Here is a 22,951-nt window from a genome sequence, read left to right as displayed (position 1 = left end):
ATCCGTTATAGTGCGAGGAAGCCCTCGCCAATCGGTAAGGCATCCCATAAAATCAGGGATGTAGATGCAATCAACAGGAGGCGCTTTGCATGGCGCGAAATTTCCTGAAACTGGCCGCGACCGCAGCGCTCGCCGCAATGATGGCAGCAAGCGCCACGGCCCAAAGCCTGATCCGCGATGCGGAGATCGAGGAGACGCTGCGCGAATGGACCAATCCCATTCTCGAAGTGGCTGGGCTGAAGCCGAACGATGTCGGCCTGTACCTGATCAATGATCCTTCATTGAATGCGTTCGTGGCGAACGGTCAGAATATTCACCTTCATACCGGCCTTATTATCGCTGCGGATTCCTCGCTGCAGATCAAGGGCGTGATCGGGCATGAGACGTGTCACATCGCCTGTGGCCACTCGGTCAGCCGTTCGCGCGCGGCCGGGGTCGCCATGCGCCCGGCGCTGCTCTCCATCGGTCTTGGTATTCTAGCCATGGCCGCCGGTGAAGGGGGGGCAGGTGCAGCCCTGATCGGTTCATCACAACAATTTGCTGCGCTGAACTTCTTCACGCACACGCGTTCGGAAGAGGCCACGGCCGATGCCGCGGCAGTCGAATACCTCACGCAGCTTGGTCAGTCGCCCCGCGGGATCGTCGAATTCTTCGAGAATTTCCGCTATCAGGAAGTCCTGTCCAGCGCGCGCCGATATCCCTATTTTCGGGCCCACCCGCTCGCATCGGACCGGATCCGCACCGTGCGCCAGCTGGCCGAAGATTCCGGCATGATGGACACGCCGCAAACCGATCGGGAATTGCATCAATACCAGATGATGCGTGCCAAGCTCATCGGCTTCCTCGACACACCGAACAAGGTGGCGCGCGAATACCCGGCCAGTGACCAGAGCCAGCCAGCGCGATATGCGCGTTCCATCGCCGCCATGCAGGTCTCCGATATTGATCGCGCGCTGATCGAGGTGAACTCACTGCTTGAAGACGATCCGGAAAATCCATTTTTCTGGGAGCTTAAAGGCCAGATCCTGTTTGAGAGCGGCCGCGCCGCCGAATCTGTTGCGCCGCACGAGAAATCGCTCGAACTGAAGCCGGGCCAGCCCCTGCTGCTGATCAACCTTGCCCGGTCGCTGAATGCGCGTGACGAAGCTGGCGATGTCGAAGCCGCCGAAAAGGCTTTGCATGATGCGTTGATTGCCGAGCCGAACAATGCGTTCGCCTGGGCTCAGCTGGCCATCACATATGAAAAGCAGGGGCGCCGCGCCGATGCCCAGCTGGCCACGGCCGAGTCTGCCTATGCTGTTGGCGACATCGTACGAGCCAACCGGTTTGCCCATTTTGCTGTCCAGAGCCTGGAGCCTGGCACGCCGGATTATCGCCGCGCTGACGACATCCTGTTGGTGACCGATGCCAACAATCCGGACAATCGCGACATGTATCGCCGCAATCGGCGTTTCTCGCTCACGGTCGAATAGTCCTGATCAACTTTGTGTTAGGCCGGATAGACGTGCGGAATTCAGGCCGTATATCTGGCCTGAACCGATTTTGACCTGAATATGACAGGAAACCACGCATGACATTCAGACTGACCACGATGACGGCCGCCATGGCTGCGCTCGCCCTGACGCCCGCCTGCGCCGAGAGCAAGGCGGCGCCGGTCGCTGATCGCGAAGCCATGGAACAAGTTGTGCGGGAGTACATTCTCGAGAACCCGGAAATCATCGAGGAAGCGCTGATCAAGCTGTCCGCGAAGCAGCAGGCTGCAGCCTCTCAAGAGGCGCAGAAAGCCATCGCGAGCAATTTCGACGCGATCTACAATAATGAGAATGACTATTTCATCGGCCCGGCCGATGCAGAGATCACCGTGGTCGAATTCTTCGACTATCGCTGCGGCTGGTGCAAACGGTCGGTCGAATGGATTCAGGCATTGCCGGAAGACTATGACGGTAATGTCCGGGTCGTCTTCAAGGAACTGCCAATCTTTGGCGGCATCAGTGAGACCGCTTCGCTTGCGGCGCTCGCCGCCGGCAAGCAAGGCAAGTATCGCGAATTCCATCTGGCTTTGATGGCCATCAAGAACAATGACGACCTGACTGAAGCCAAGCTCGACGAAGTGGCCAGGGATGTGGGCATGAACGTCCAGAAGATGCGCGCCGATATGGGCTCGATCGACATTCAGCGCAAACTGTCTGAGTCCAAGCAACTTGCCCGCGCCGTAGGTGTCGAGGCCACGCCGAGCTTCCTGATTGGCAATGAGTTCATCGAAGGCGCAAATCGCGACCGGCTGAATGAGGCGATCAAGGCCGAGATCAAAGGCTGATCAGAACCAGACGAATCTCAGCAGGGCAGTGACGTCTCGTACGGGCTGTCCAGTGAGAACATCGGAATGGTCGCGATCAATACGCGGCCATCATCCCCTTTGAGATCATAGGTGCCACCCATGATTCCGGACGGGGCCGCCAGTGGCGCGCCAGACGTGTAGCTGAAGCGTTCGCCCGGCCCGAGGGTTGGGGTCTGGCCGATCACGCCTTCACCTTCGACTTCCTGACGACGGCCTTCGGCATCCACGATGCGCCAGTGACGGCGCACGATGGTCCAGGTCTGCTCGCTCTCATTCTCAACGTCGACCGTGTAGGACCACATGAACCGGGCGCGCGCCGGTTCGGATTCGTCATGCATGAACTTCGGACGCACGCGAATGCGCACACCATCGGTGATCTGTTCGTATTGCGGAGGAGGAACCCGTCTGCCCATCATGTGAAATTCAATCCAATTCGTTCACACACTGTTAAGGGCGCGTGTCAAATCCATTACAAGATCGTCAGAATCTTCCAGACCGACCGACATCCGTATCCAGCTGCGGTCGAGTCCCATCGAGGCCTGCTCCTCATCGCTGAGCGCGCGGTGCGTGGTGGAGGAGGGATGACAGGCGAGCGACTTGGTGTCGCCGAGATTGTTGCAGATATCGACAAGCTCCAATGAATTCAGAAGCTTGAAGGCTTCTTCCTGTCCACCGTTCACCGAAAAGGCGATCATGGTGCCGCCTGCGCTCATCTGGCGCTTGTGGATGTCGTAGTGTGGGTGGTCCTCGCGATGCGGGTAGCGCACGGCGGCTATCGCCGGATGATCCGCAATAATGTCTGCCAGGCGGGCAGCATTTTTTGTTTGCTGATCGACGCGCAATTTAAGTGTTTCGAGTCCCTTCAGCACAACCCAGGCGTTGAACGGCGACGCAGCCGGGCCCAGATGGCGCAGCCACGGATCGTAGATTTCCTCCATCCGCGCCGAATCGCACAGGATTGCCCCGCCCATGACGCGGCCCTGGCCGTCCATATGCTTGGTGGTGGAATAGACGACGACATCCGCGCCAAGCTCCAGAGGCTTCTGAAGGATTGGCGTCGCGAAGACATTATCGACCACCAGAATCGCGCCGGCGGCCTTGCAGAGCTTGGCAACCGCCTCGATGTCGACGCCGTCCAGCAGCGGGTTGGCCGGGCTCTCGATCAGGACGAGCTGGCAGCCCTTGGCGATCTCCCGCTCCCAGGCCTCAAGGTCAGCGCCATCCACGAAAACCGTCTCGATGCCAAATTTGGGCATCTGATTGGCGATGATCCAGCGGCAGGACCCGAACAGGGCCGTCGCGGCCACGACGCGGTCCCCCGCTTTCAGCGGTGCCAGGATCGCGGTTGAGATGGCGCCCATGCCGGAGGCAGCAACGCGGCAGGCCTCGGCATTTTCGATCAGGGCGAGTCGCTGTTGCAACATCTCACATGTCGGGCTGCCATAGCGGGAATAGACAAAGCCATCCTCTTCACCCGCCATACGGCGCATGGCCTGTTCAGCGCTGTCATAGGAAAAGCCGGATGTCAGGTAGATCGCTTCGGAAATCTCGCCATGTTCGGAACGCATAAGGCCGCCGCGCACCGCTTTGGTCGCAGGCTTCCAGCCCTTTTTTCCGTCGTCGCCCGGTGCATCTGCCATGACACGATAGTCCCTTGTGTTTCCTGTAACGGGTCTTATGCCTGAGAGGGTAAGGGGTGCAAGTGATGGCCGTCGATTCTGGTGTATTGTCTGATCATGAGATTGAAGCGCTTCTCGGCGCTGATGCGATCCGGACGGACCTGCCGCTGGATGAGGGGCAGGTGCAGCCGGCAAGCCTTGATCTCCGCCTGGCCGAAGATGCTTATCGGCTGAGGGCCAGCTTCCTGCCGGGCAAGGACCGCACCGTCGCCGAGATGTTACAGGAACCGGGCATCCATATGCACCGGATCGATTTGACCAAGGAAGGCGCGGTTCTGGAAACGGGATGCGTCTATCTCGTGCCATTGATGGAATCGCTGCGCCTGCCTGCCGGCATTGCGGCGCGGGCCAATCCGAAAAGCTCGACCGGCCGGATTGACGTGTTTACGCGGCTCGTCACCAATCGCTCCCGCGCCTTTGATGAAGTGCCAACGGGCTATTCCGGCCCACTCTACCTGGAAGTCAGCCCGCGCACTTTCCCGATTATGGTGCGCCCTGGTGACCGGCTCGCGCAGATACGGTTCAAGCGCAAGAAGCCTGAGACGCTGAAGGAAAAAGTGGTCTCGATTGATCTCGAGTCCACGGGCGACCAGCCAGTTGGCTATCGTGCCAAGCATCATTCGGGCATTGTCGACCTGCGCGGCATTGGCGCGCATGAAGCGAGCCAGTTCTGGGAGCCGATCTGGCCGCGCGATGGTCGAATTGTTCTGAACCCGGAGGAGTTCTATATTCTGGTCAGCCGTGAAGCGGTGAAAGTGGGCGCGATGGAGGCCGCCGAAATGGCGCCCATTGCGCCGGAGTTGGGCGAATTCCGCGCGCACTATGCGGGCTTCTTTGATCCGGGCTTCGGCACGAATAGTGGCGGTAGCCGCGCTGTGCTGGAAGTGCGGTCGCGGGACGTGCCCTTTATCCTCGAACATGGCCAGCCCGTCGCCAAGCTGGTCTATGAAAGCATGGCCTCCAAGCCCAAGGGTCTCTATGGCGGCAAGGGCTCCAACTATCAGGGGCAGGGCCTGAAATTGTCGAAGCATTTCAAGACCTGAAGGTGCATGTGATGAAGCTCTACTATTCCGCGACGTCTCCTTATGCCCGCAAGGTGCGGGTGCTGATCATTGAGCATGGGTTGCAGGAGGCGGTGGAATTGGTGCGCGCTGATCCCATGGCGGAGAATGCTGCGTCGAAAATTGGGAATCCCCTGAGCAAGGTCCCCGCGCTTGAGCTGGATGACGGCGCTCACCTGTTCGATAGTCCGGTGATCTGCGAGTATCTCGATCATCAGGCGGCGGGAGAGCCCTTGCTGGCGCGCGAAGGCGCCGCTCGCTGGGCGGTGCTGACGGCCCAGGCGCTTGGTGATGGCATTCTGGATGCTGCGCTCAGTCTCGTCATGGAATCGCGACGTCCTGAAACCGAGCGCTCCGCCTACTGGCAGGATCGGTGGACGGCAGCAATTCATCGCGGCGTGGATCAGATCGCCGAAGATGTTGCGTCAGACCGGGAAGCATTCGACCTTGGGCGGATCGCCTATGCCTGCGCGCTTGGCTATCTCGACTTTCGCTTGCCCGACCTCGACTGGCGTGGCCCGCATCCGAACCTGCTGGCCTGGTTTGAAGATATGTCGGCGCGCGAGAGCTTTGCTCTCACCACGCCGCCGGAATAGAGTCATTCGTCCAGATTGAGTCGCATCTCGGTTATGTAGGGATTGAAACCTGCCTTCTCGTACGCACGGATGGCGGGATCATTGCCGCTATAGACGGTCAGCCGTATCTCGGTGAGGTCGCGCATGCGGGCCCAGTCGAGCAAATAGTCCGTCAGGATACGGTTCAGTCCCTTGCCGCGATGATCAGGGTGCACGAACATGAATCCCAGAAAGGCGTGATTGTCAGAGGCAATGTAGGGTTTTGACGCCCGCTTTTCTGCATAGCCCGTCGCAATGATGGCACCGTCCAGCTCAATCACGGCGACTTCTGCATCCTCGGACCGGACGCGTTCGCCAAGATCATAATAGCTGATCGGATCCGGCTTCAGCGTATGGTCGTAGGGCCGCTCGGCGGCGATGATTCCCTGTTCGCATTCTTTCAAGGCGGGCAAGTCGTCCAGTGTGGCGGATCGGGGGCGCAGAGAGGCGGGAGATAGATGCGTGGACATGGCCATCCTTCTGCCGGACTTGGTTTGCTGCTTCAAGGATGCGGCGTGGGAATACCGTGGCGAAGGGTCAGCGCGTTCAGAATTGCATCCTTGTCGTCGATGAAATGCACGCCAGCATGCTGCTTGACGCCTTGGCATCCTTCGCCTGCATCCGACAGGATCAGCACGGGGAGGGACTGGTTCTCAGGCCCGAGACGACTGACCAGGTCCGCGCGTGGGCGCGGCCAGGCGATGCGGTGAATATCGATCTGTTCGGCCAAGCATGGGAAGGCGGCAATCAGACCTTCCATCAACATGCAATGCCAGCAATAGAAAATCTCGTCCGGATAGGCCGGGTCTTCAAAGGGGGGCTGAAGGAGGAAGAGGTCATCCTTCGCCATTCTGCCTTATCCCTTCGATCCGGCCAGTTCGCGATAGGTGACCAATTGGCCGGTGCGTGTCTCGCTCGGGCTGACCAGCTTGACCAGTTCGGCGGCAACCTCTTCCGGGGTCGGAAGAGTCATCGGATCTTCGCCGGGCATGGCTTCGGCGCGCATACCGGTGCGTGTGCCACCCGGATCGAAAATATTGGCGCGCAGTTTCATGTTCTCATTCTCGTCGGCCCAACCGATGACGAGTGCTTCCATCCCTGCCTTGGCGGCCTGGTAGGGGCCCCAAAATGCACGCGGCTTTCGGGCAACGCTGGACGTCACAAAGACGGCGCGGGGCGTATCGGACTGATGCATCCAGGGCGAAAGGGTGCGGATCAGGTGGAAGTTGGAGGTGAGGTTCACCGCAATCGTCTCTTCAAAGCTGCGGGGACCACACGTCTCGACCGGGCCAAGCGTGCCAAGAATGCCGGCATTGGCAACGAGACCATCCAGACGACCAAAGCGTTCGCCGATCACCTTGCCGAGCGTCTCGATGCCCTTGGTGTCTTTCAAATCCATCGGCACAAGAACAGCTTCGCTGCCAAACGCGCGGATCTCGTCGTCAAGCTTCTGCAGCGCGGCCTTGGAGCGGGCAACCGCAATGACGATGTTGCCTTGACGGGCAAGCTCCAGCGCGGCGGCGCGGCCAATGCCACGCGAGGCGCCGGTAACAAGGACGAGCCTCGGGGAAGCGGAAGGGGTATCTGTCATGGCGCGGCTCAGGAAAGGCGATCAAGCGTCGTCCAGCAGGGAGAGCTGACGCTCTTTGTCGGATTCTGCATGTTCATTATCGACCAGCGGCGTTGGATAGTCACCCGTGAAGCAATGGTCGGAGAATTGTGGTTGCATCGGATTGCGCTGCGGCTCTCCAATGGCGGTATAGAGGCCCGGTACCGACAGGAAACCGAGCGAGTCGACGTTCAGTTCACTGACCATTTCCTCGTGCGTATGGATCGCCGCGAACAGTTCGGACTTGGCCGCCATGTCGATGCCGTAGAAGTCCGGGTTCAGGATGGGTGGGCTGGCCGAACGGAAATGAATTTCCTTGGCGCCGGCATCACGCACCATCTGGACGATCTTTTTCGACGTGTTGCCGCGCACGATGGAATCGTCGACGAGAATGACACGTTTGCCTTCCAGGACGGCGCGATTGGGGCTGTGCTTCTTGGAAACCGCGCTCTGACGTCCTGTCTGGGTCGGCTGGATGAAGGTTCGGCCGACATAGTGGTTCCGGATGATACCCATCTGGAACGGGATGCCGGACGCTTCGGAAAATCCGAGTGCAGCGGGCACGCCCGAATCCGGCACCGGCACGATGACATCCGCATCGGCGGGTGTTTCGGCGGCCAGCTGGTGTCCCATGCGGCGGCGTACTTCATAAATCGAACGGCCCTGAACGATGCTGTCCGGACGGGCGAAATAGACGTATTCGAACACACAGGGACTGGTCGGGCGCTGCGGAGCGAAGCGATAGGATTCGACGCCCTTGTCGCTGATGATGACGATTTCGCCATTCTCGACTTCGCGCACGAACTCGGCGCCGATAATGTCCAGCGCGCAAGTTTCAGACGCCAGCACATACGCGTCGCCCAATTTTCCAAGGATCAATGGGCGCAGTCCAACCGGGTCACGCGCGCCGACCAGTTTCTTGCCGGTCAGGCCGACCAATGCGTAGCCGCCTTCGATTCTCTGAAGTGCGTCCACCAGGCGCGCGAGGAAATCTTTGCCCGTGCTGCGCGCGACGAGGTGAAGGATGACTTCCGTGTCCATGGTAGACTGGAAGATGGCGCCGTCCTTGACGAGGTCATGGCGCAGCTTGCGGGAATTGGTGAGGTTACCATTGTGCGCCACGGCGAACCCGCCCCCGGCGAGGTCGGCGAAGATTGGCTGCACGTTCCGCAATATGGTGCGGCCCTGTGTAGAGTATCGGTTATGGCCGATGGCAGCATGACCCGGCAGGCGCGTTCGGAGGTCTCCCCCGAAATGCTCTCCTACCATGCCCAAATGACGTTCCGAGGGGAATCGCTTGCCGTCAAAGGTAATCATTCCGCAGGCTTCCTGCCCGCGATGCTGGAGCGCATGCAAGCCAAGCGCTGTCAGCAGGCTGGCTTCATGATTTCCAAAGACACCGAAGACGCCACATTCCTCGCGGGGCTTGTCGTCATCATGATCGAAAAGGACCATTTGAGACGCACCTCCTGAGTGACGGTATTGCGACAAGGGCCTATTGCCCTGTTTTGCCCTCTGAGGGAAGGGCGGCTTGCACATCTTTTCCGACTTTCGACGCATTGTCGTTCACATAGTTCGCCATCTCGGCGAGTGGTGGGTACGTCATCGAATTCCGGATGAAGTCCGGGATCCGGCTCTCATCAAGCGCCAGATTGAGGAGCACGGCAAAGAAAACGAGGGCGATGGCACCGCGCGCAATGCCAAAAAACAGACCGGCGAAATGGTCGAACATGCCAATGCCGTCGGCGCCCTGGATGTTCTTGGACAGGCGCTGGCCAAACCATGCGACCAGAACATAAACAATGATGAATGCGACAACGACCAGGGCAAGATCGCCCAGCAACGGGTCGACGCCTTCCGGCACCAGCGTGCGCACGCCGTCTGCAAAGAAGCGGCGGGCATAGAAGGCGGCGGCCAGGGCGGCGATGAATGATCCGAGTGTCGCGATCTCGCGCAGGAAGCCTCTGGCAAATGCCATGATCGCGGAGATCACAATGACTGCAACCGCGATAGCGTCGAAAGCTGTAATGGACTCAAGCATTTTGGGCGTCCGGAGCGAGAAGGTGGGCGAGATCGATAAGCCGTTTAATTGGGGTGATCGTCAAGCCATCCACTGAAGTCGGACTGCCTTCGGGCACATAGGCATGGGTGAAGCCAAGCCGGACGGCTTCCTTGAGACGTTGCTCCATGCGGGCCACCGGGCGCACTGCGCCCGACAGGGCCACTTCGCCGAAGAACACGGTCCGCTCGGGCACAGGCGTGTCGGCAAGGGAGGTCAGCAGCGCCGCCGCCGCGCCAAGGTCTCCGGCTGGCTCGCCAATGCGATAGCCGCCTGCGACCGAGAGATAGACATCCATGCCCGACAGGCTGATCCCGCAGCGCGCTTCCAGCACGGCGAGCAGCATGGCAAGACGCCCGCTATCCCAGCCGACGACGCTGCGCCGGGGCGTGCCATAGGCGCTTTTGGCCACCAATGCCTGCACTTCGGCGAGCACAGGACGTGAGCCTTCCATCGCCGCATAGACCGCTGCCCCGCCTTCGCCATCGCCATCGGCTGACAGGAACAGGGCAGACGGTTCCTTGGCCGGGGCGAGGCCGTATTGGTGCATTTCGAAGATGCCGATCTCGTCAGTCGGGCCGAAGCGATTCTTCACGGCGCGCAGGATGCGAAACTGGTGTCCGCGCTCACCCTCGAAATAGAAGACGGCATCGACCATGTGCTCGACCACGCGCGGACCGGCAATATTGCCCTCCTTGGTGACGTGCCCGACGAGCACCAGCGCGGCGCCGGATTTCTTGGCCCAGCGAGTCAGTTCCTGCGAGCAGGCCCGGACCTGGCTGACTGAGCCGGGCGCGGCCTCAAGACTGTCAGACCACATGGTCTGGATGGAATCGATCACCACGAAATCAGGTTTGGCCGTTTTCAGCGCCGAAAGGATCTTTCGAAGGTCGGTTTCGGTGGCGAGGTCGACCGGGCTTTCGGCAACCTTCAGTCGCTTGGCGCGCTCCTGGATTTGCGCGGCAGCTTCCTCGCCAGATACATAGACCGTTTTCACGCCATTGCGGGCGAGTCGCGCGGCGACCTGCAGCAGCAGGGTCGATTTGCCGATACCGGGGTCGCCGCCGATCAGCGTGGCGGATGATGGCACGATGCCGCCGCCGAAGACGCGGTCCAGTTCTTCCACACCCATGACGATGCGGGCAGGCGTTTCGGTCTCGGTGTTCAGAGCGACGAATTCTGTCTTGCTGGAGCGCTTCGTGCCGGCCTTGGGCGCAGCGAGACCGCCCGGCGTGCCGCCGACCGTCTCCTCGACCAGCGTATTCCATTCGCCACAGCCCGCGCATTTGCCACTCCACTTGGAATGAACTTCGCCACAGGATTGGCACACAAAGGCAGTCGTTGCGGTCTTGGCCATGGTCAGAGAGATATGAGGGTTTGCGGGCAGGGGAAAGGGTTCGCTTTCGGTCCGGGCTGCAAAAGTGAGGGCGCGGGATGCCGGTTGCATTGCTGCAGACGGTCAGGTTCGCAGTCTCTTGTGTTCGCACGCCGGGGGCGGCAAACATCGGCCGCATGTCGACTGATAATCAAAATCCCGGAAACGACGGCCGCAGTTCAGGCCGACCGTTCGTGCCGCTGCAGCCTGCGCGGCAATTGCTGGGAGAGAAGCGTTACCGGGAGGCCCATGCATATTGCCGGAACGCGCTGGAGCAGGACCCGGACTGCGCCGATGCTTTTTTTGTGCTTGGTATCATCAATTATGAACACAACCAGTTCGAGCGCGCCCTGAAGCTGTTCGAACGCGCGCTTGAGAAAGGCCATCCCGAGCCGGGAGCGCACGTTCAGGCCGCGCGATGCTACGCCAAGCTGACTTTGCCGAAGCAGGCGCTCATACATATTGAAGCCGCCATAAAACTACAGCCATCGGACGGTTTCACGCTGGCATCTATCGGCGCCACGTTGAGCGCACTGGATCGGCATGAGGAAGCGGTCGCCTTTCACAGGCAGGCCGCGACCGCCTCTTCGAATGATCCGATCGTCTTCTTCAATCTTGGTTCGTCCCTGCAATTCATTGGTGATTTTGAGGGGGCAAGGAAAGCGTACCGAACCTGCCTCCAATTTGCGCCTCAGTATATTCCGGCGCGCGCCTATCTCGCGCTGATAACGAAACACAGCCCAGAGCAGAACGCAGTCGCGGAGCTTGAGGCCGCTTGGCTGCAGCGGCACCCGCGAGACATTGAAGGCGGGCTTCAACTCGCCCATGCCATTGCAAAAGTGCATGAGGACCTGGCCGACCCGGCAGGAGCCATGGACTGGCTGGACAAGGGCAAGGCCCTGGTGCGTCAGAATATTCCCAGTCAGCGAATGCAGAATCAGGCCAGTTTCGAAGCCGCCGAAACGCTGTGCCATACGCTCGGCGTGAACAGTGAGGTTCAAACTGGCGGCCCGATTTTCATTGTCGGCCTGCCGCGTACCGGCACCACACTTGTCGACCGTATCATTTCCAGCCACTCCGGCATCGTGTCTGCGGGAGAACGCCCGGAGTTCGGAGCTTTCCTGAAGCGCGCAGTCGGCAATGACAGCGCGGACATGCTGGACGCTGGTACGATCAAGGGGGCGGCCGGAACCGACCTGTTGGCGGTCGGACAAAACTATATCGAAAGTGTGCAGGGAATACTGAACGGCGCGCAGCGCTTCACCGACAAGATGCCGATCAATGCCTTACTTGTTCCGGCCATACTTGCCGCCTTGCCGAATGCGCGCGTGATCTGTTTGCGGCGACAGCCTGCCGATAGTGTGTTGAGCATCTATCGCCAGCTGTTCGCCCTGTCGGCATTGCACTATCGTTGCGCGCACAGTCTTGAAGACCTGGCGGATTATGTGGCGCGCTTTCATGGTCTTGTTGAGACTTACACGGGCGCGCTCCCGTCCTCGCGGTTCACTCTGGTTGACTATGAGACCCTGGTGGAGGAACCGGAGGCGGAAACCCGGCGGCTTCTGGAATTTTGCGGTCTCGACTTCGAGCAGGCATGTCTGGACTTTCAGGAAAACACCGCGCCCGTGGCCACCGCCAGCGTCGCCCAGGTGCGCCAGCCCATGTATCGATCATCTGTGGACCGTTGGAAACGCTATCAGCCCCAGCTTGAGCCAGCCCTTGAGATACTTCGGAAGGCTGGACGACTCTAGGCGTCGCGTCTCAGAGCTGTGCCGGGGGAGACGCATCAGGGGTGTCCGTTTCGGGAGGAGACGTCTCGGTCGCCGCGCTGTCGCCACAGGTGAAAGCGGCAAGCCCTTCCGGCATTTTCCCGTCTGTCAGACGCACGGCGCGGGCCGGTCCCCGGGCGTTGCCCGCGGTGAAGGCAAAGCGTCCATCCAACACGTCGACATTGCGCTGGTAGAATGGGATGTAGCCCGAGAAGAGACGTTTGGAGAGGCTGGGCGCAAATTCGAACCGCCCGGTAGACGCACGGCGGGAGCCTTCAAACCGACCCGTCAAAGTGACCGAGTTGATCTCTTTCGTGCCGACCAGACGGACCGGGAAGCGCGCGGTGGCAGGGATCGGTTTGAAGGCTTCCTGGATCTTCTCGCCATCGCCCACCACCGGAGCCGACAGGGGATCATCTGACAGGAAAACCCGCCAAGCCAGGTGCAAACCCTCATAACGTGTGAAGTCGGCCTCTTCGGTGCAGGTGTCGATGTGCCATTCCCCGTCGAGGCGAAATTTCTCGTATTGCAGCCAGCCCGTAAAGGCGAGCGATAGCGCCGTGAAGGCCACCGAAATATATTTGATGAAATCCATCATGGCGCGTCTCCCCGTGTTCCCGGCGGAGACTGCGCCTGAAGATCAGTCTGGGGTCAAGTGGCAGAAAAGAATCTAAATCGCCGGCTGGATCGGGCCTTCGGCGCGTCCGTGGACGAACTGGTCGACATATTCGCTGCCGCTATTGTCGATGATGTCAGCCGGGCCGTGCCATATGATCTTGCCCTCATAGAGCATGGCGATGTTATCCGCGATCTTGCGCGCCGAGGCCATGTCATGCGTGATCGAGACGGCGGCTGCGCCGAGGCCGCGCACCTGTTCGAGGATGAGGTCGTTGATCGCATCGGCGGTGATCGGGTCGAGGCCGGTGGTGGGCTCATCGAAGAAGATCAGGTCCGGCTTGGAGATGATAGAGCGGGCGAGCGAGACGCGCTTCTGCATGCCGCCGGAAATTTCAGCCGGGTAGAGGTCGGCAACGTCTGAGCCAAGACGAACCTTTTTCAGCGTCTCGATGGCGAGTTCGCGCGCGTCCTTGCGCCGCAACTTGTCGACCTGCAGCAGGCGGAAGCCGACATTCTCCCAGACTGTCAGCGAGTCGAACAGCGCGCCAGATTGGAACAGCATGCCGATGCGGGCGCGCATCTTCTCGCGCGTCCTGCCGGTTGCGTTGGTCACGTCCTGCCCATCAAACCAGATCGTGCCGTCGGTCGGCGTCATCAGGCCGAGCGCATTTTTCAGCATCACCGACTTGCCCGAGCCCGAGCCGCCCAGCACGACGAGGCTCTCGCCCTTCTGCACTTCCAGGTCGACGCCCTTGAGCACTTCCTTGGAGCCGAAGGACTTCTTGACGTTTTCAAGTTTCAGGATGGGCGTGCTCACAGGCCAATCTCCACGAACAAGGTGGACAGGAGGTAGTTGGCGGCGAGGACCAAAACGGCCGCGCCAACCATGGAGAGCGTTGCCGCCCGGCCGACGCCGGTCGCGCCGGCTTCGGAGCGATCACCCTGGTAACAGCCCATGATGGCAATTACCGCGCCGAACACGACCGCCTTGATGACGCCGACAAGCACGTCTTCAGTCGTCATGAATTCCAGCGTGTTGCGCAGATAGGTCGTGGAGTCGAAATCAAGGCCATAGACGCTGACCAGCCAGCCCCCCATCACGCCAATCGTGTCAGCCACCAATACCAGAAGGGGCAATGACACGATCGCGGCAAGGAAGCGCGGCGCGTATAGATAACGATAGGGTGACGCAGAAAGCGTCTCCAGCGCGTCGATCTGTTCGGTCACCCGCATGGCACCGATTTCGGCGGAGATGCCAGCGGAAACCCGTCCGGCCAGCATCAGGCCGGTGATCGTGACGCCCAGCTCCCGCGTGATACCAAGCACAACAATGTTTGGCACGAATTGCTCCGCGCCGTATCGGCTTCCGCCCTCATAGATGTTGAGCGCCAGTGCCGCCCCGATGAAGACCGCTGACAGCCCCACTACAGGCAGGGAGTAGAAGCCAATATTGATGATCTGCCGCCAGATCTGGCCGACATACCAGCGCGGCGTGAACGCGGCGAATTTCACGCGAGCAGAAAATACCGTCAGTCGGCCAATCTCCGCGAAGAAGCCAAGCACGGCAGCGCCGATCCATTGAAGGGGATTGGGAACCCCGCGCTTACGGGTAGACACGTTCGACACGATTGCTGAGTCCTGTAAGTAATTCATACCCAAGCGTGCCAGCGCGGGCCGCTTGGTCTTCAAGTTTGGCATGCGCGCCGAGGAATTCAACGCGCGCCCCGGATTTAGCGACGCCCTGTGCTTTTGAGACATCAATTGTGATGAGGTCCATGGAAATGCGACCGAGCACGGGGCAAGGCGTGCCATCAAGATAGGCAATCAGCGTGTCGCTGCCGGATCGCGGAATGCCGTCGGCATAGCCCAGCGCAACCGTGGCCAGCGCTGTGTTGCCATCCAGCGTATGGGTTGCCCCATAGCCCACGGTTTCGCCCGCCTTGGCATGAAAGACACTGAGAATGCGCGCGTCGAGCGTCACGACAGGCTGCAGACCTACCGTGTCGGGCGAGGTCGAGCCGCCATAGAGCGCGATGCCCGGACGGGTCAGGTCAAAAGCGTAGTTCGGCCCCAGATAACAACCAGCGGAATTGGCCAGGCTGGCAGGCGTGTCGGGGAAGGCGGAGGCGATCTCTGTGAACCGGTCCAGCTGGACCCGATTGAGTGCATGGTCCGGCGTGTCGCCGCAGGCCAGATGGCTCATCACCAGGACAGGTTGCAGCTTGTGCAGCTCGTCGCGCCTATGCGTCAGCACACTGGAGGCAAGGCCGAGCCGGTTCATGCCGGTATCAAAATGCAGCGCGCAGGCCCCGCGCGGCGTGCGGGCCCAGAGTTCGACCTGTTCCTCGCTGGACAAGACCGGCGTCAGGTCTGCCTCGCGATAGGTTCGAAGATGGCTGCCGGTCGGTCCGTTCAAGACAAAGATGCGCGGACCAAAGCCCAGCGCTTTGCGCAGGGCCGTGCCTTCTTCGAGATGGGCGACAAAGAATGTGCTGCAGCCTGCCGTGGCCAGCGTCTGGGACACTTTAGCCGCGCCAAGCCCATAGCCATCTGCCTTGACCACGGCGGCCGTGGTGGCGGTCGGATTCAACCGGTCAATGGCCTGCCAATTGGCGGCAATGTTCGACAGGTGAATAGTGGCGCGCGGGCGGGAAGTCATGAAGGTTTCGATAGAAGCGTTTGGCCCCCGTGTCATCTACACAAAGCCGTCAGCTTCGCTCCTGATGCTCCAGCCAGGCGGAGCCCTTCATGTTCCAGACGGGCGTGAAAAAGACCATCCAGATGATCAGCGCGATCATGCCGCCTGCCGGGACGATAGCGATCTTCTGGGGGCCGAACAGGTCGACCAGTGCGCCCATGATGGCGGCACCGAACGGCGCACCGGCCATGAAGCCGAGCTGATAGATAGACAGGACGCGGGCGAGCTTTTCCTTTGGCGCGGCGTCTTGCACGATCGAGCGGCTCATCGCGATGGAGATGCCGGCGGCGAGTCCCCAGATGAAGACGATGCCGAGGAAGACATAGTGCGGCACCTGCCACATCATGGCGAGGATGCTGACTGAGGCGAGGAATTGCGCGATCAGCAACAGGCGGCCCTGACGCTTGATGCGCTTGAAGATCGATAGCACGACGGACGAAACAAACGCGCCCATCCAGAAAGTGACGAACATGTCCCGGATGCCATCCGAGCCGAAGCCGTAGACGTCGCGGTTCACGATCGGCAGCACGACCAGGAAGGCACCGATCACGAAGATCCCGACGCCGAACATCAGCGCAGTCATCGCCCACAGCTTTCCGTCTGAGCGCACGGCATGGAAGCCCTCGGCGATATCGCCCAGAGCGGATTTGATGCCCTTGCCGCTGGTCGCGATCTGGCGGCCCCGGCCCAGCCAGAGGGCGAAGCCTGCGCCAAGCGCCAGGATGATGCCTTGAATGGCGAGCAGCTGTTCTGCCGGAATCGGGCCGATGCCAAACCCGCCGAGCCAGTCGGGCATCAGTGTACGCTTGTCAGCATAGCCGCCCACGATGAGTCCGCCGATCTGTGCGAGGAATTGCGCCATTGTCGCCAGGGTAACGCCGAGTTGGAGCGTGACCCCGGAGCCGACCCGCATGCGCCGCTCCACGACCTCATTCACGATGGAATCGCGCGCGGGCATCATGAAGGCGCCGACGGTGCCGATGGTCAGGCCGTAGATGATCATTGCGGGATAGGAGAGTTCGCCACGCGCAACAGCCAATGCGAGGAACAAGGCAGGTGTAGCGGCCAGCAGGTGCAGAATAATGAGCAGACGTTTGCCATCTGCGCGCTCGGCCACCACGCCGCCGATCAGCAGGAAGATGACTGACGGCGCCGACAGCGCCATATTGGCGAGGCCAAGGGCCAGGCCATCCATGTGCAGGTGTTCCTTGCCCGTGATCAGATAGGGGAACAGGACCATCTGGAGGCCAAAGGCCATGAACCAGCTGAGTTGGACCATCAGATAGGCGGGCAGTTCGATTTTCACGCCACGGCGTAGCTGGCGGGCGCGCCAATGGTTTGCCGTTGCCAGCAGGGAGGCACCAGCCCCAATCGCTTCGCTGACGCCGCTGACGGGGGACGTGATGTCCTCGGCCGCGTCTTCGGCCATCTCGTCGATGAAGTCGTCCATCTTGTCTGGCATGCGCGCTCCGGAGCAATTGGCGGGACTGTATGAAGACGGCCCCGAGAAGGAAAGCCCCCGGCCTTGCGACACATGAAGACTGATGTCCATGACCGATGCGCAAGAAACGGGTGGGACGCCATACGCACAAGTGCTGATCCTTGCTGGCACCAAGGAGAGCAGGACATGATTTCACAAACAGCGCGCGGCAAGGCTGGATGGAGTTGGTGTCACGGGAACTTCGCGCATAGTTCAGTTGCCACAGCGCTGCGGTATGGTTAGCTTCACGCTAATGGCCCACCGGTAAAAGGTATGTAGAATGCGTCTGTTCCGGCATATTGTGAGTTGGGCCCTGGCCCTGTTCCTGATCGCGATGTTCGTTCAGGCGACCATTCACCCGCTGCCCAATCCGCCAGAAGGTATGGTGAAGTTCTTCGACCCGCCGGGCGAGAACATCGTATTCCAGACCATTGCGGCGAAATCAGGCATCAGCCTTTATGAACCGGCCGGCCGTGTTGTCGTAGGCCTGCTGGAACTGGTGGCGGCGCTGTTCCTGATCTTGCCGATGACGCGCCGGTTCGGGGCGTTCATGTCTGCGGGCGTGCTCGGCGGGGCAGTTGCGATGCATCTGTCGCCTTGGTTGGGCCGGGAAGTGCCAGTGTCACTGGATCCGCAGAACACAGCCACCGATGGCGGCATGTTGTTCATGCTCGCGATCGTCATGTTGGTATCCAGCCTGTTGCTGATGGTTGTGCACCCCGGTTCTCAAGAGCGGAACTAGCGCTCAGCACCATCTCCACAGACCGTTAACCGTTTGCTGCAACAGTTTTCGTCATTGCGAAAACGGCCACACGTATGGAAGATCCCTTGGAACCGCTGCAGATGCCACCGATCGGTCGCGCGCGGAACGCATTGTTCCGGCGATTGCTGGACCTTGTTGCCATGCCAGCGTCCCGATTGGCCCATCAGGACCGCCATATGGTGGGCGATATCCTGTTGGAAGTGTTGTTTCACGCCGAAGAAACCGATCGGGAAATGTGCGCCCGTCGCCTGTCGAACCACCGCGAAGCTCCGAAACGTGTCTTGCGCTATCTCGGCCAGTGCTCATTCCGCGTTGCGCAGCATGTGCTTGAGGAAAATGAGGGCTTCGATGCCTGCGACTTGCGGGAAATCTGCATGTCCGGGACCCAGGAACACCGAAAAGTCATTGCCGAGCGCAAGCTTGTGCCCGATTCGGTCTGTGAATATCTGGCGGAGTTCGCCGAAATTCCCGTCGTGAAGGTGATGCTGGCCAATAATGGCGCGATCATGCCCGAACAGGCGATCGACAAGCTGGTTGCCCGGTCGCGCGGGGACGAATCACTCTGCGCGCTTCTGGTTGAGCGACTGGAAACCAAACCGTCTCAAGCCATGGCCATGTTCTGGTGGAGCGACAGCACGACCCGCAGGAAAATTCTTCAACGCCATGCCGCCGATCGCCTGGAAGTAATCGACACCTGCCGCGACGTGTTTGAACTTGCCGCAGAAGAGAATTGGGCCGATCCGGTTACGCGCAAGGCAATTCAGCTGATCGAACGGCGCCAGCGCAATCGCGCGGCGATCGACAAGAGTCCCTATGACAGTCTCGAGGACGCGATCAACGCATCCGCGCTGGAGGGACTGGATTCCGAACTCGCGCAGGAAATCGGTTACCTCGCGGGCCTCAAGCCAGTGACGGCGGCAAAGATTCTGACGGACAAGGGTGGAGAGGGGATCGCGGTGCTGTGCAAGGGCACCGGGGTCAAGCGCGACTTTCTCCCCGTCCTGTGGGCGGGCTTGAAACGTGACCTGGAAACCGGAACGGGAGAGATCGATCCCGATTTTGCCCGCGTGGCCGAGATCTATGAAATCATGACCGTCGCCAAGGCGCAGACCACGCTGCGCTACTGGAACTGGTCGCTGTCTTCGGCTTTCTCTCCGAACGCTCTATCGTCCGCCATCGACGATGTGCCGGCCAATGAGGAAGCCAGCTTTTCCTCGCCGCAACGTACCGCGCGACTCGTTTTTGGCAGGTAGCGACACAAAACCATCCGAAAAGCACTTTCCAAGACGCGCGCAGGCCTTTAGGTCAGGGCGTTCATTGTATTGGGTCATCTATGAAAGGGGCGCGTGTGGCGTACTTTCTGGGGTTGCTGGTTGCACTGGTCGGCTTCTGGCTGGGCATGTCCGGCCATTACACACCTTTATTGCTGTCGCTGGGCGCTGTGTCAGTGGCTGTCTGCCTGATCCTGGCATACCGACTCGACATCATTGATCGTGAAGGCTCGCCGTATGTGCGCATTGTCGGGTTTGCGCTCTACTTCCCCTGGCTGATGAAAGAAATCGCGAAAGCGAACTGGACCGTGGTCAAGGCCTGTCTGAAAGCCGAAATGGACATAGCTCCGGCCCTGGTGAAGGTTAAGACCGCCTGTGAATCTGATCTCGCAAAAGTCACCTTCGCAAATTCGATCACGCTGACCCCGGGCACCGTCACCGTTGAGATTGAAGGTGACAAGATGCTGGTGCATGCCCTCTACGAACAGGAAGCCCAGCCCGAAGCGTTCGCCGAGATGGACCGCCGGTCTCGCCGCGCTGCCGATGGCAAGGGAGGCCCCGCATGACCGCTGCTGCCCTCATCGCCGTTCTGTTCGGCATGCTCCTCTTGTTGATTCGCGCCATTGCCGGTCCTACGCTGTATGATCGCGTGCTGGCCGTGAACTCATTCGGCACCAAGACCGTGCTGGCGCTCGGCCTGCTTGGCTTCGTAATGGGGCGCCCACAATTCCTCGACATCGCCATTCTCTACGCACTGATCAATTTCGTTTCGACGATCGCGATCCTGAAATTCTTCCGCTACCGGTCATTCCAGGTTCCACTGGTGCGTCGCGGACAGGGAGGTGGCAATGGCTGATTTCCTCGCAACGCTCGCAGCAGGGTGGGAAGTCATCCGGTTTCCGCTTGGCGCCGCGCTATGCCTGGCAGGCGGGCTGCTTTGCCTGATCGGCACCGTGGGCGTGCTGCGTTTTCCGGATTTCTACACCCGCCTTCATGCGGCCAGTATCACCGACACGTCTGGCGCGACGCTACTTTTGCTCGGCATGGCCATGATGGCGCCCGACTGGATGGTCGTCAGCAAACTGGGTGCGATCTTCATCTTCATCTATCTGACCAGCCCGGCATCGTCGCATGCTGCCGCAAATGCGGCGCATACAGCCGGCCTTCAGCCCCTGATCGGGCCGGTCGATACACATGACAAGGAAGGGCAGGATTCCTGATGGCCATGAGTGAACCAGATATCGGCTTGGCGCTGGTCAACATCGTCCTGCTCGGCCTCCTGTTTGTCGTGGCGATCGCCATTGCGCGCTTGCGCAGCCTGTTCGCCATCGTGATGCTGTCGGGCATCTATTCGCTGGTCTCGGCGGCTTGGTATGTCGCCGTGGATGCGGTGGATGTCGGCTTCACTGAGGCAGCCGTCGGCGCGGGCATGTCCACCGCGGTCCTGCTGGGTGCCATGCTGCTCACATCACGCACCGCGAAGCCGGAGAAATCCCTGCGCCAGCTCGGGCCTTTGCTCGTCTGCGTCGCCACCGGCATCATGCTGATCTATGCGACGGTCGATTTGCCAGCCGTGGGCGATCCGAACTCACCCGCCAATACCGGCGTCGGCCTCACCTATCTGCGGGTGGCCTGGTATGACACCGGCATCGAGAATGTCGTGACCCCGGTCCTCGGCAGCTATCGCGGGTTTGATACGCTGGGCGAGACGACGGTTGTGTTTGTGGCTGGTATTGCTGTTGCGCTCCTACTCGGCTTCGGCGAGCGCTCGCTGGCGGAGACAATCCGCAATGAAGACAAGACCCTGCCCAAGGCCGGCAAGACACCTGAGGCAGAAGATGAGGAGACGGACTCATGAAGAGCGACCATCACGTCATCTTGCGGGTGATCACCAAAACGTTGATTCCGGTCATCGTTCTGTTCGGTTTGTACGTTCAGTTCCACGGTGATTTCGGACCCGGCGGCGGCTTTCAGGCCGGCGTGATCCTGGCCGTGGCGATCATTCTCTACGCGCTTGTCTTTGGGGTGCCGTCGGCCATGCGGGCCGTGCCGCCCGCCTTCACCCGCTCAGTCGCGGCGGTTGGTGTGCTGCTATATGCCGGCGTTGGTTTTTGGGCGCTGCTTCAGGGTGGGCAATATCTTGAATATCAAGCGCTTTTCGGCGAGGAGCCGGGTGGCCATCATGGCCAGCATGTCGGGATTATCCTGATTGAACTGGGCGTTCTGTTTGGTGTGTCCGGTGCGATGCTGACCATCTTTTACGCTTTCGCTGGCCGCGTGGCCGAAATCCGCGACGAGGACTGGTAGGCCGATGCTGCTATTCATTCTAGAGCGCGCAAACTATTGGGCGGTCATCGGGCTGATGATGATCGGCCTGTACATCACGTTTGCGTCCGGAAATCTGATCAAGCGGCTGGTGGGTCTGTCCCTGTTCCAGACATCGATCTGCCTGTTTTACGTGACCCTTGGCATTGTGGCCGGTGGCACCGCCCCGATCCTGATGGATCCTGACACATCTGGGGGTCATGGCGGCGGTCATGGCGAAGAAGTTCCTCACGCAGCGGTCGATGCCGTACTCACGGCGTCTGCTGGTGGCGACCGCGTGGCCGATCTGGTGCATACCTATTCCAACCCCTTGCCGCACGTCCTGATGCTGACCGCGATTGTGGTGGGCGTCGCGACCCTGTCGGTCGGGCTCGCCCTGATCGTCCGCATTCGCGAAGCCTATGGCACAATCGAGGCAGATGAAGTGCGCGAGATCGACATGCAGACCGCCATCGCTCAGGAAGCCGAACAGGAAGCAGCTGAAAAAGAGGCACTGGCATGATCGACCTGCTTCTGGATACCGCGCCCCGCTGGGCGTTGCTTCACGCACCCGCACTGTTGATCATGGTGCCGTTGTTCCTGGCGCCTCTGCTGGCGATCCTGCCAAGTGGTCGGCTGTCCTGGCTGATCAGTATTGCGGCCACAGTGTTTTCGCTGTTCTGCGCTCTGATCCTGGTGGGACAGGTGCAGGCTTCTCCGGTTGGCGTCGTCGGCTATGACGTTGGCAACTGGCCCATGCCCATCGGTATCACGCTTCGGGTTGATGCGCTCAATTCCATGATCCTGTTGCTGGTGGCTGCCATTGGTGTGCTGTCCACGATCTTTTCATGGCCGACGGTCAAGGCAGAGATCCCTGAGCGCAAGCACCCGCTGTTCTACTCCGCCTTTCTCGTCTGCTTTGCGGGCCTCAGCGGCGTTGCGATCACGGGAGATGCGTTCAACCTCTTCGTCTTCCTCGAAATTTCGTCGATTTCCACCTATGTGCTGGTCGCGCTGGGGGCGGGCCGGGATCGCCGCGCTCTTCCGGCCGCGTTCAACTACCTCATCATGGGTACGCTCGGCGCCAGCTTCTACATTATTGGTGTGGGCTTCCTCTATTCCGCCACGGGTACGCTGAACATCGCTCAAATTGCCGAAATGCTGCCTTCGCTGGCGGGCAATCGCAGTGTTGAGGCGGGCTTTGCGTTCATCATTGTCGGGCTCGGCCTGAAAGCAGCGGTCTGGCCGCTGCATCAATGGCTGCCAAACGCCTATGCCTACTCACCAAGCTTCGTGACCATGTTCCTGTCGGC

Annotated in this window: 27 protein-coding genes; 14 read left to right on the top strand and 13 right to left on the bottom strand. The window is 60.4% G+C overall.

Annotated elements, in window-relative coordinates; genetic code table 11:
- Nucleotides 1-89 precede the first annotated feature (89 nt).
- The gene (locus B2344_RS08725) at nucleotides 90-1,472 is read left to right on the top strand and encodes a M48 family metalloprotease (RefSeq protein ID WP_034811014.1); all 1,383 of its coding nucleotides are present in this window, start codon (nucleotides 90-92) and stop codon (nucleotides 1,470-1,472) included.
- Nucleotides 1,473-1,570: 98 nt separating this feature from the next.
- Nucleotides 1,571-2,317 (top strand): DsbA family protein, encoded by a 747-nt coding sequence (locus tag B2344_RS08720; RefSeq protein WP_051607453.1) that lies wholly within the window; start codon nucleotides 1,571-1,573, stop codon nucleotides 2,315-2,317.
- Nucleotides 2,318-2,334: 17 nt separating this feature from the next.
- Here the strand turns inward: B2344_RS08720 and apaG are convergent, their stop codons facing one another.
- Both apaG and metZ read right to left on the bottom strand, forming a co-directional pair.
- The gene (apaG, locus tag B2344_RS08715) at nucleotides 2,335-2,754 is read right to left on the bottom strand and encodes a Co2+/Mg2+ efflux protein ApaG (RefSeq protein ID WP_233347478.1); all 420 of its coding nucleotides are present in this window, start codon (nucleotides 2,752-2,754) and stop codon (nucleotides 2,335-2,337) included.
- Nucleotides 2,755-2,775: 21 nt separating this feature from the next.
- Nucleotides 2,776-3,978, bottom strand: a complete 1,203-nt coding sequence (gene metZ, locus B2344_RS08710) for an O-succinylhomoserine sulfhydrylase (RefSeq protein ID WP_290485025.1) — start codon at nucleotides 3,976-3,978, stop codon at nucleotides 2,776-2,778.
- A gap of 65 nt (nucleotides 3,979-4,043) precedes the next feature.
- On the opposite strand from metZ, the gene B2344_RS08705 reads away from it, so the two are divergent.
- Both B2344_RS08705 and B2344_RS08700 read left to right on the top strand, forming a co-directional pair.
- Complete coding sequence (locus B2344_RS08705; RefSeq protein WP_290482335.1) at nucleotides 4,044-5,060, top strand: 2'-deoxycytidine 5'-triphosphate deaminase; 1,017 nt, start codon at nucleotides 4,044-4,046, stop codon at nucleotides 5,058-5,060.
- An 11-nt stretch (nucleotides 5,061-5,071) separates the two neighbouring features.
- Nucleotides 5,072-5,674 carry a glutathione S-transferase N-terminal domain-containing protein gene (locus B2344_RS08700; protein ID WP_206991095.1) on the top strand — a complete coding sequence of 201 codons (603 nt, stop codon included), beginning with the start codon at nucleotides 5,072-5,074 and terminating at the stop codon, nucleotides 5,672-5,674.
- Between the two features lie 2 nt (nucleotides 5,675-5,676).
- On the opposite strand, the gene B2344_RS08695 is transcribed toward B2344_RS08700, so the two are convergent.
- From B2344_RS08695 to radA, 6 genes are read right to left on the bottom strand one after another with little or no spacing between them, the layout of a single operon-like run.
- Nucleotides 5,677-6,162 carry a GNAT family N-acetyltransferase gene (locus tag B2344_RS08695; protein ID WP_206991094.1) on the bottom strand — a complete coding sequence of 162 codons (486 nt, stop codon included), beginning with the start codon at nucleotides 6,160-6,162 and terminating at the stop codon, nucleotides 5,677-5,679.
- Nucleotides 6,163-6,194: 32 nt separating this feature from the next.
- Nucleotides 6,195-6,542, bottom strand: coding sequence for a DUF3088 domain-containing protein (locus B2344_RS08690; protein ID WP_206991093.1), 348 nt, complete (start codon nucleotides 6,540-6,542; stop codon nucleotides 6,195-6,197).
- A 6-nt stretch (nucleotides 6,543-6,548) separates the two neighbouring features.
- Nucleotides 6,549-7,283, bottom strand: coding sequence for an SDR family NAD(P)-dependent oxidoreductase (locus B2344_RS08685; RefSeq protein ID WP_206991092.1), 735 nt, complete (start codon nucleotides 7,281-7,283; stop codon nucleotides 6,549-6,551).
- 21 nt (nucleotides 7,284-7,304) lie between these two features.
- A complete protein-coding gene (gene purF, locus B2344_RS08680; protein WP_290479765.1) occupies nucleotides 7,305-8,756 on the bottom strand; it encodes an amidophosphoribosyltransferase in 1,452 nt (483 codons plus the stop codon).
- Between the two features lie 40 nt (nucleotides 8,757-8,796).
- A complete protein-coding gene (locus B2344_RS08675; RefSeq protein WP_034811029.1) occupies nucleotides 8,797-9,342 on the bottom strand; it encodes a CvpA family protein in 546 nt (181 codons plus the stop codon).
- Nucleotides 9,335-10,717 carry a DNA repair protein RadA gene (gene radA, locus B2344_RS08670; RefSeq protein ID WP_349679788.1) on the bottom strand — a complete coding sequence of 461 codons (1,383 nt, stop codon included), beginning with the start codon at nucleotides 10,715-10,717 and terminating at the stop codon, nucleotides 9,335-9,337. Before radA ends, B2344_RS08675 begins: the two co-directional genes overlap by 8 nt.
- 155 nt (nucleotides 10,718-10,872) lie before the next feature.
- On the opposite strand from radA, the gene B2344_RS08665 reads away from it, so the two are divergent.
- A complete protein-coding gene (locus B2344_RS08665; protein WP_290485023.1) occupies nucleotides 10,873-12,486 on the top strand; it encodes a tetratricopeptide repeat-containing sulfotransferase family protein in 1,614 nt (537 codons plus the stop codon).
- 10 nt (nucleotides 12,487-12,496) lie between these two features.
- Here B2344_RS08665 and B2344_RS08660 read toward each other — a convergent pair whose 3' ends face one another.
- The 5 genes from B2344_RS08660 to B2344_RS08640 all read right to left on the bottom strand — a co-directional run bounded on the left by B2344_RS08660 (nucleotide 12,497) and on the right by B2344_RS08640 (nucleotide 17,282).
- Entirely contained in the window at nucleotides 12,497-13,102 is a 606-nt protein-coding gene (locus tag B2344_RS08660) for a hypothetical protein (RefSeq protein WP_290485022.1), read from the bottom strand.
- Between the two features lie 72 nt (nucleotides 13,103-13,174).
- Entirely contained in the window at nucleotides 13,175-13,939 is a 765-nt protein-coding gene (locus B2344_RS08655) for an ABC transporter ATP-binding protein (RefSeq protein WP_290479761.1), read from the bottom strand.
- Complete coding sequence (locus B2344_RS08650; protein WP_290501808.1) at nucleotides 13,936-14,748, bottom strand: MlaE family ABC transporter permease; 813 nt, start codon at nucleotides 14,746-14,748, stop codon at nucleotides 13,936-13,938. Before B2344_RS08650 ends, B2344_RS08655 begins: the two co-directional genes overlap by 4 nt.
- On the bottom strand, nucleotides 14,726-15,781 hold the full coding sequence (gene alr, locus B2344_RS08645) for an alanine racemase (protein WP_290485020.1): 1,056 nt from the start codon (nucleotides 15,779-15,781) through the stop codon (nucleotides 14,726-14,728). Before alr ends, B2344_RS08650 begins: the two co-directional genes overlap by 23 nt.
- 49 nt (nucleotides 15,782-15,830) lie before the next feature.
- Nucleotides 15,831-17,282: an MFS transporter gene (locus B2344_RS08640; protein ID WP_034811041.1), complete on the bottom strand. Its 1,452-nt coding sequence runs from the start codon at nucleotides 17,280-17,282 to the stop codon at nucleotides 15,831-15,833.
- Between the two features lie 298 nt (nucleotides 17,283-17,580).
- On the opposite strand from B2344_RS08640, the gene B2344_RS08635 reads away from it, so the two are divergent.
- The 9 genes from B2344_RS08635 to B2344_RS08595 form a co-directional block, all read left to right on the top strand.
- Nucleotides 17,581-18,042 carry a hypothetical protein gene (locus B2344_RS08635; protein WP_290479758.1) on the top strand — a complete coding sequence of 154 codons (462 nt, stop codon included), beginning with the start codon at nucleotides 17,581-17,583 and terminating at the stop codon, nucleotides 18,040-18,042.
- A gap of 74 nt (nucleotides 18,043-18,116) precedes the next feature.
- Complete coding sequence (locus tag B2344_RS08630) at nucleotides 18,117-19,316, top strand: DUF2336 domain-containing protein (RefSeq protein ID WP_242517364.1); 1,200 nt, start codon at nucleotides 18,117-18,119, stop codon at nucleotides 19,314-19,316.
- A 95-nt stretch (nucleotides 19,317-19,411) separates the two neighbouring features.
- Entirely contained in the window at nucleotides 19,412-19,900 is a 489-nt protein-coding gene (locus B2344_RS08625) for a Na+/H+ antiporter subunit E (RefSeq protein ID WP_206991085.1), read from the top strand.
- Nucleotides 19,897-20,190: a monovalent cation/H+ antiporter complex subunit F gene (locus tag B2344_RS08620; RefSeq protein WP_034811049.1), complete on the top strand. Its 294-nt coding sequence runs from the start codon at nucleotides 19,897-19,899 to the stop codon at nucleotides 20,188-20,190. Before B2344_RS08625 ends, B2344_RS08620 begins: the two co-directional genes overlap by 4 nt.
- Entirely contained in the window at nucleotides 20,183-20,554 is a 372-nt protein-coding gene (gene mnhG / locus B2344_RS08615) for a monovalent cation/H(+) antiporter subunit G (RefSeq protein ID WP_206991084.1), read from the top strand. Before B2344_RS08620 ends, mnhG begins: the two co-directional genes overlap by 8 nt.
- A gap of 5 nt (nucleotides 20,555-20,559) precedes the next feature.
- Nucleotides 20,560-21,192 carry a DUF4040 domain-containing protein gene (locus B2344_RS08610; RefSeq protein WP_290485019.1) on the top strand — a complete coding sequence of 211 codons (633 nt, stop codon included), beginning with the start codon at nucleotides 20,560-20,562 and terminating at the stop codon, nucleotides 21,190-21,192.
- Nucleotides 21,189-21,641, top strand: coding sequence for a Na(+)/H(+) antiporter subunit B (locus B2344_RS08605; RefSeq protein ID WP_034811052.1), 453 nt, complete (start codon nucleotides 21,189-21,191; stop codon nucleotides 21,639-21,641). The genes B2344_RS08610 and B2344_RS08605 overlap by 4 nt, the downstream gene beginning before the upstream one ends.
- A 4-nt stretch (nucleotides 21,642-21,645) precedes the next feature.
- The gene (locus B2344_RS08600) at nucleotides 21,646-22,161 is read left to right on the top strand and encodes a cation:proton antiporter subunit C (RefSeq protein ID WP_034811054.1); all 516 of its coding nucleotides are present in this window, start codon (nucleotides 21,646-21,648) and stop codon (nucleotides 22,159-22,161) included.
- A partial coding sequence (locus B2344_RS08595; protein ID WP_290485018.1) for a proton-conducting transporter membrane subunit occupies nucleotides 22,158-22,951 on the top strand: 794 nt, incomplete at its 3' end. The genes B2344_RS08600 and B2344_RS08595, both read left to right, overlap by 4 nt.

It is taken from the genome of Hyphomonas sp. UBA3195 (assembly GCF_002366485.1).
Classification (GTDB): Bacteria; Pseudomonadota; Alphaproteobacteria; order Caulobacterales; family Hyphomonadaceae; genus Hyphomonas.
Note: the sequence above shows the minus strand (reverse complement) of the source record. Positions and strands in the feature narration are given on the sequence as shown.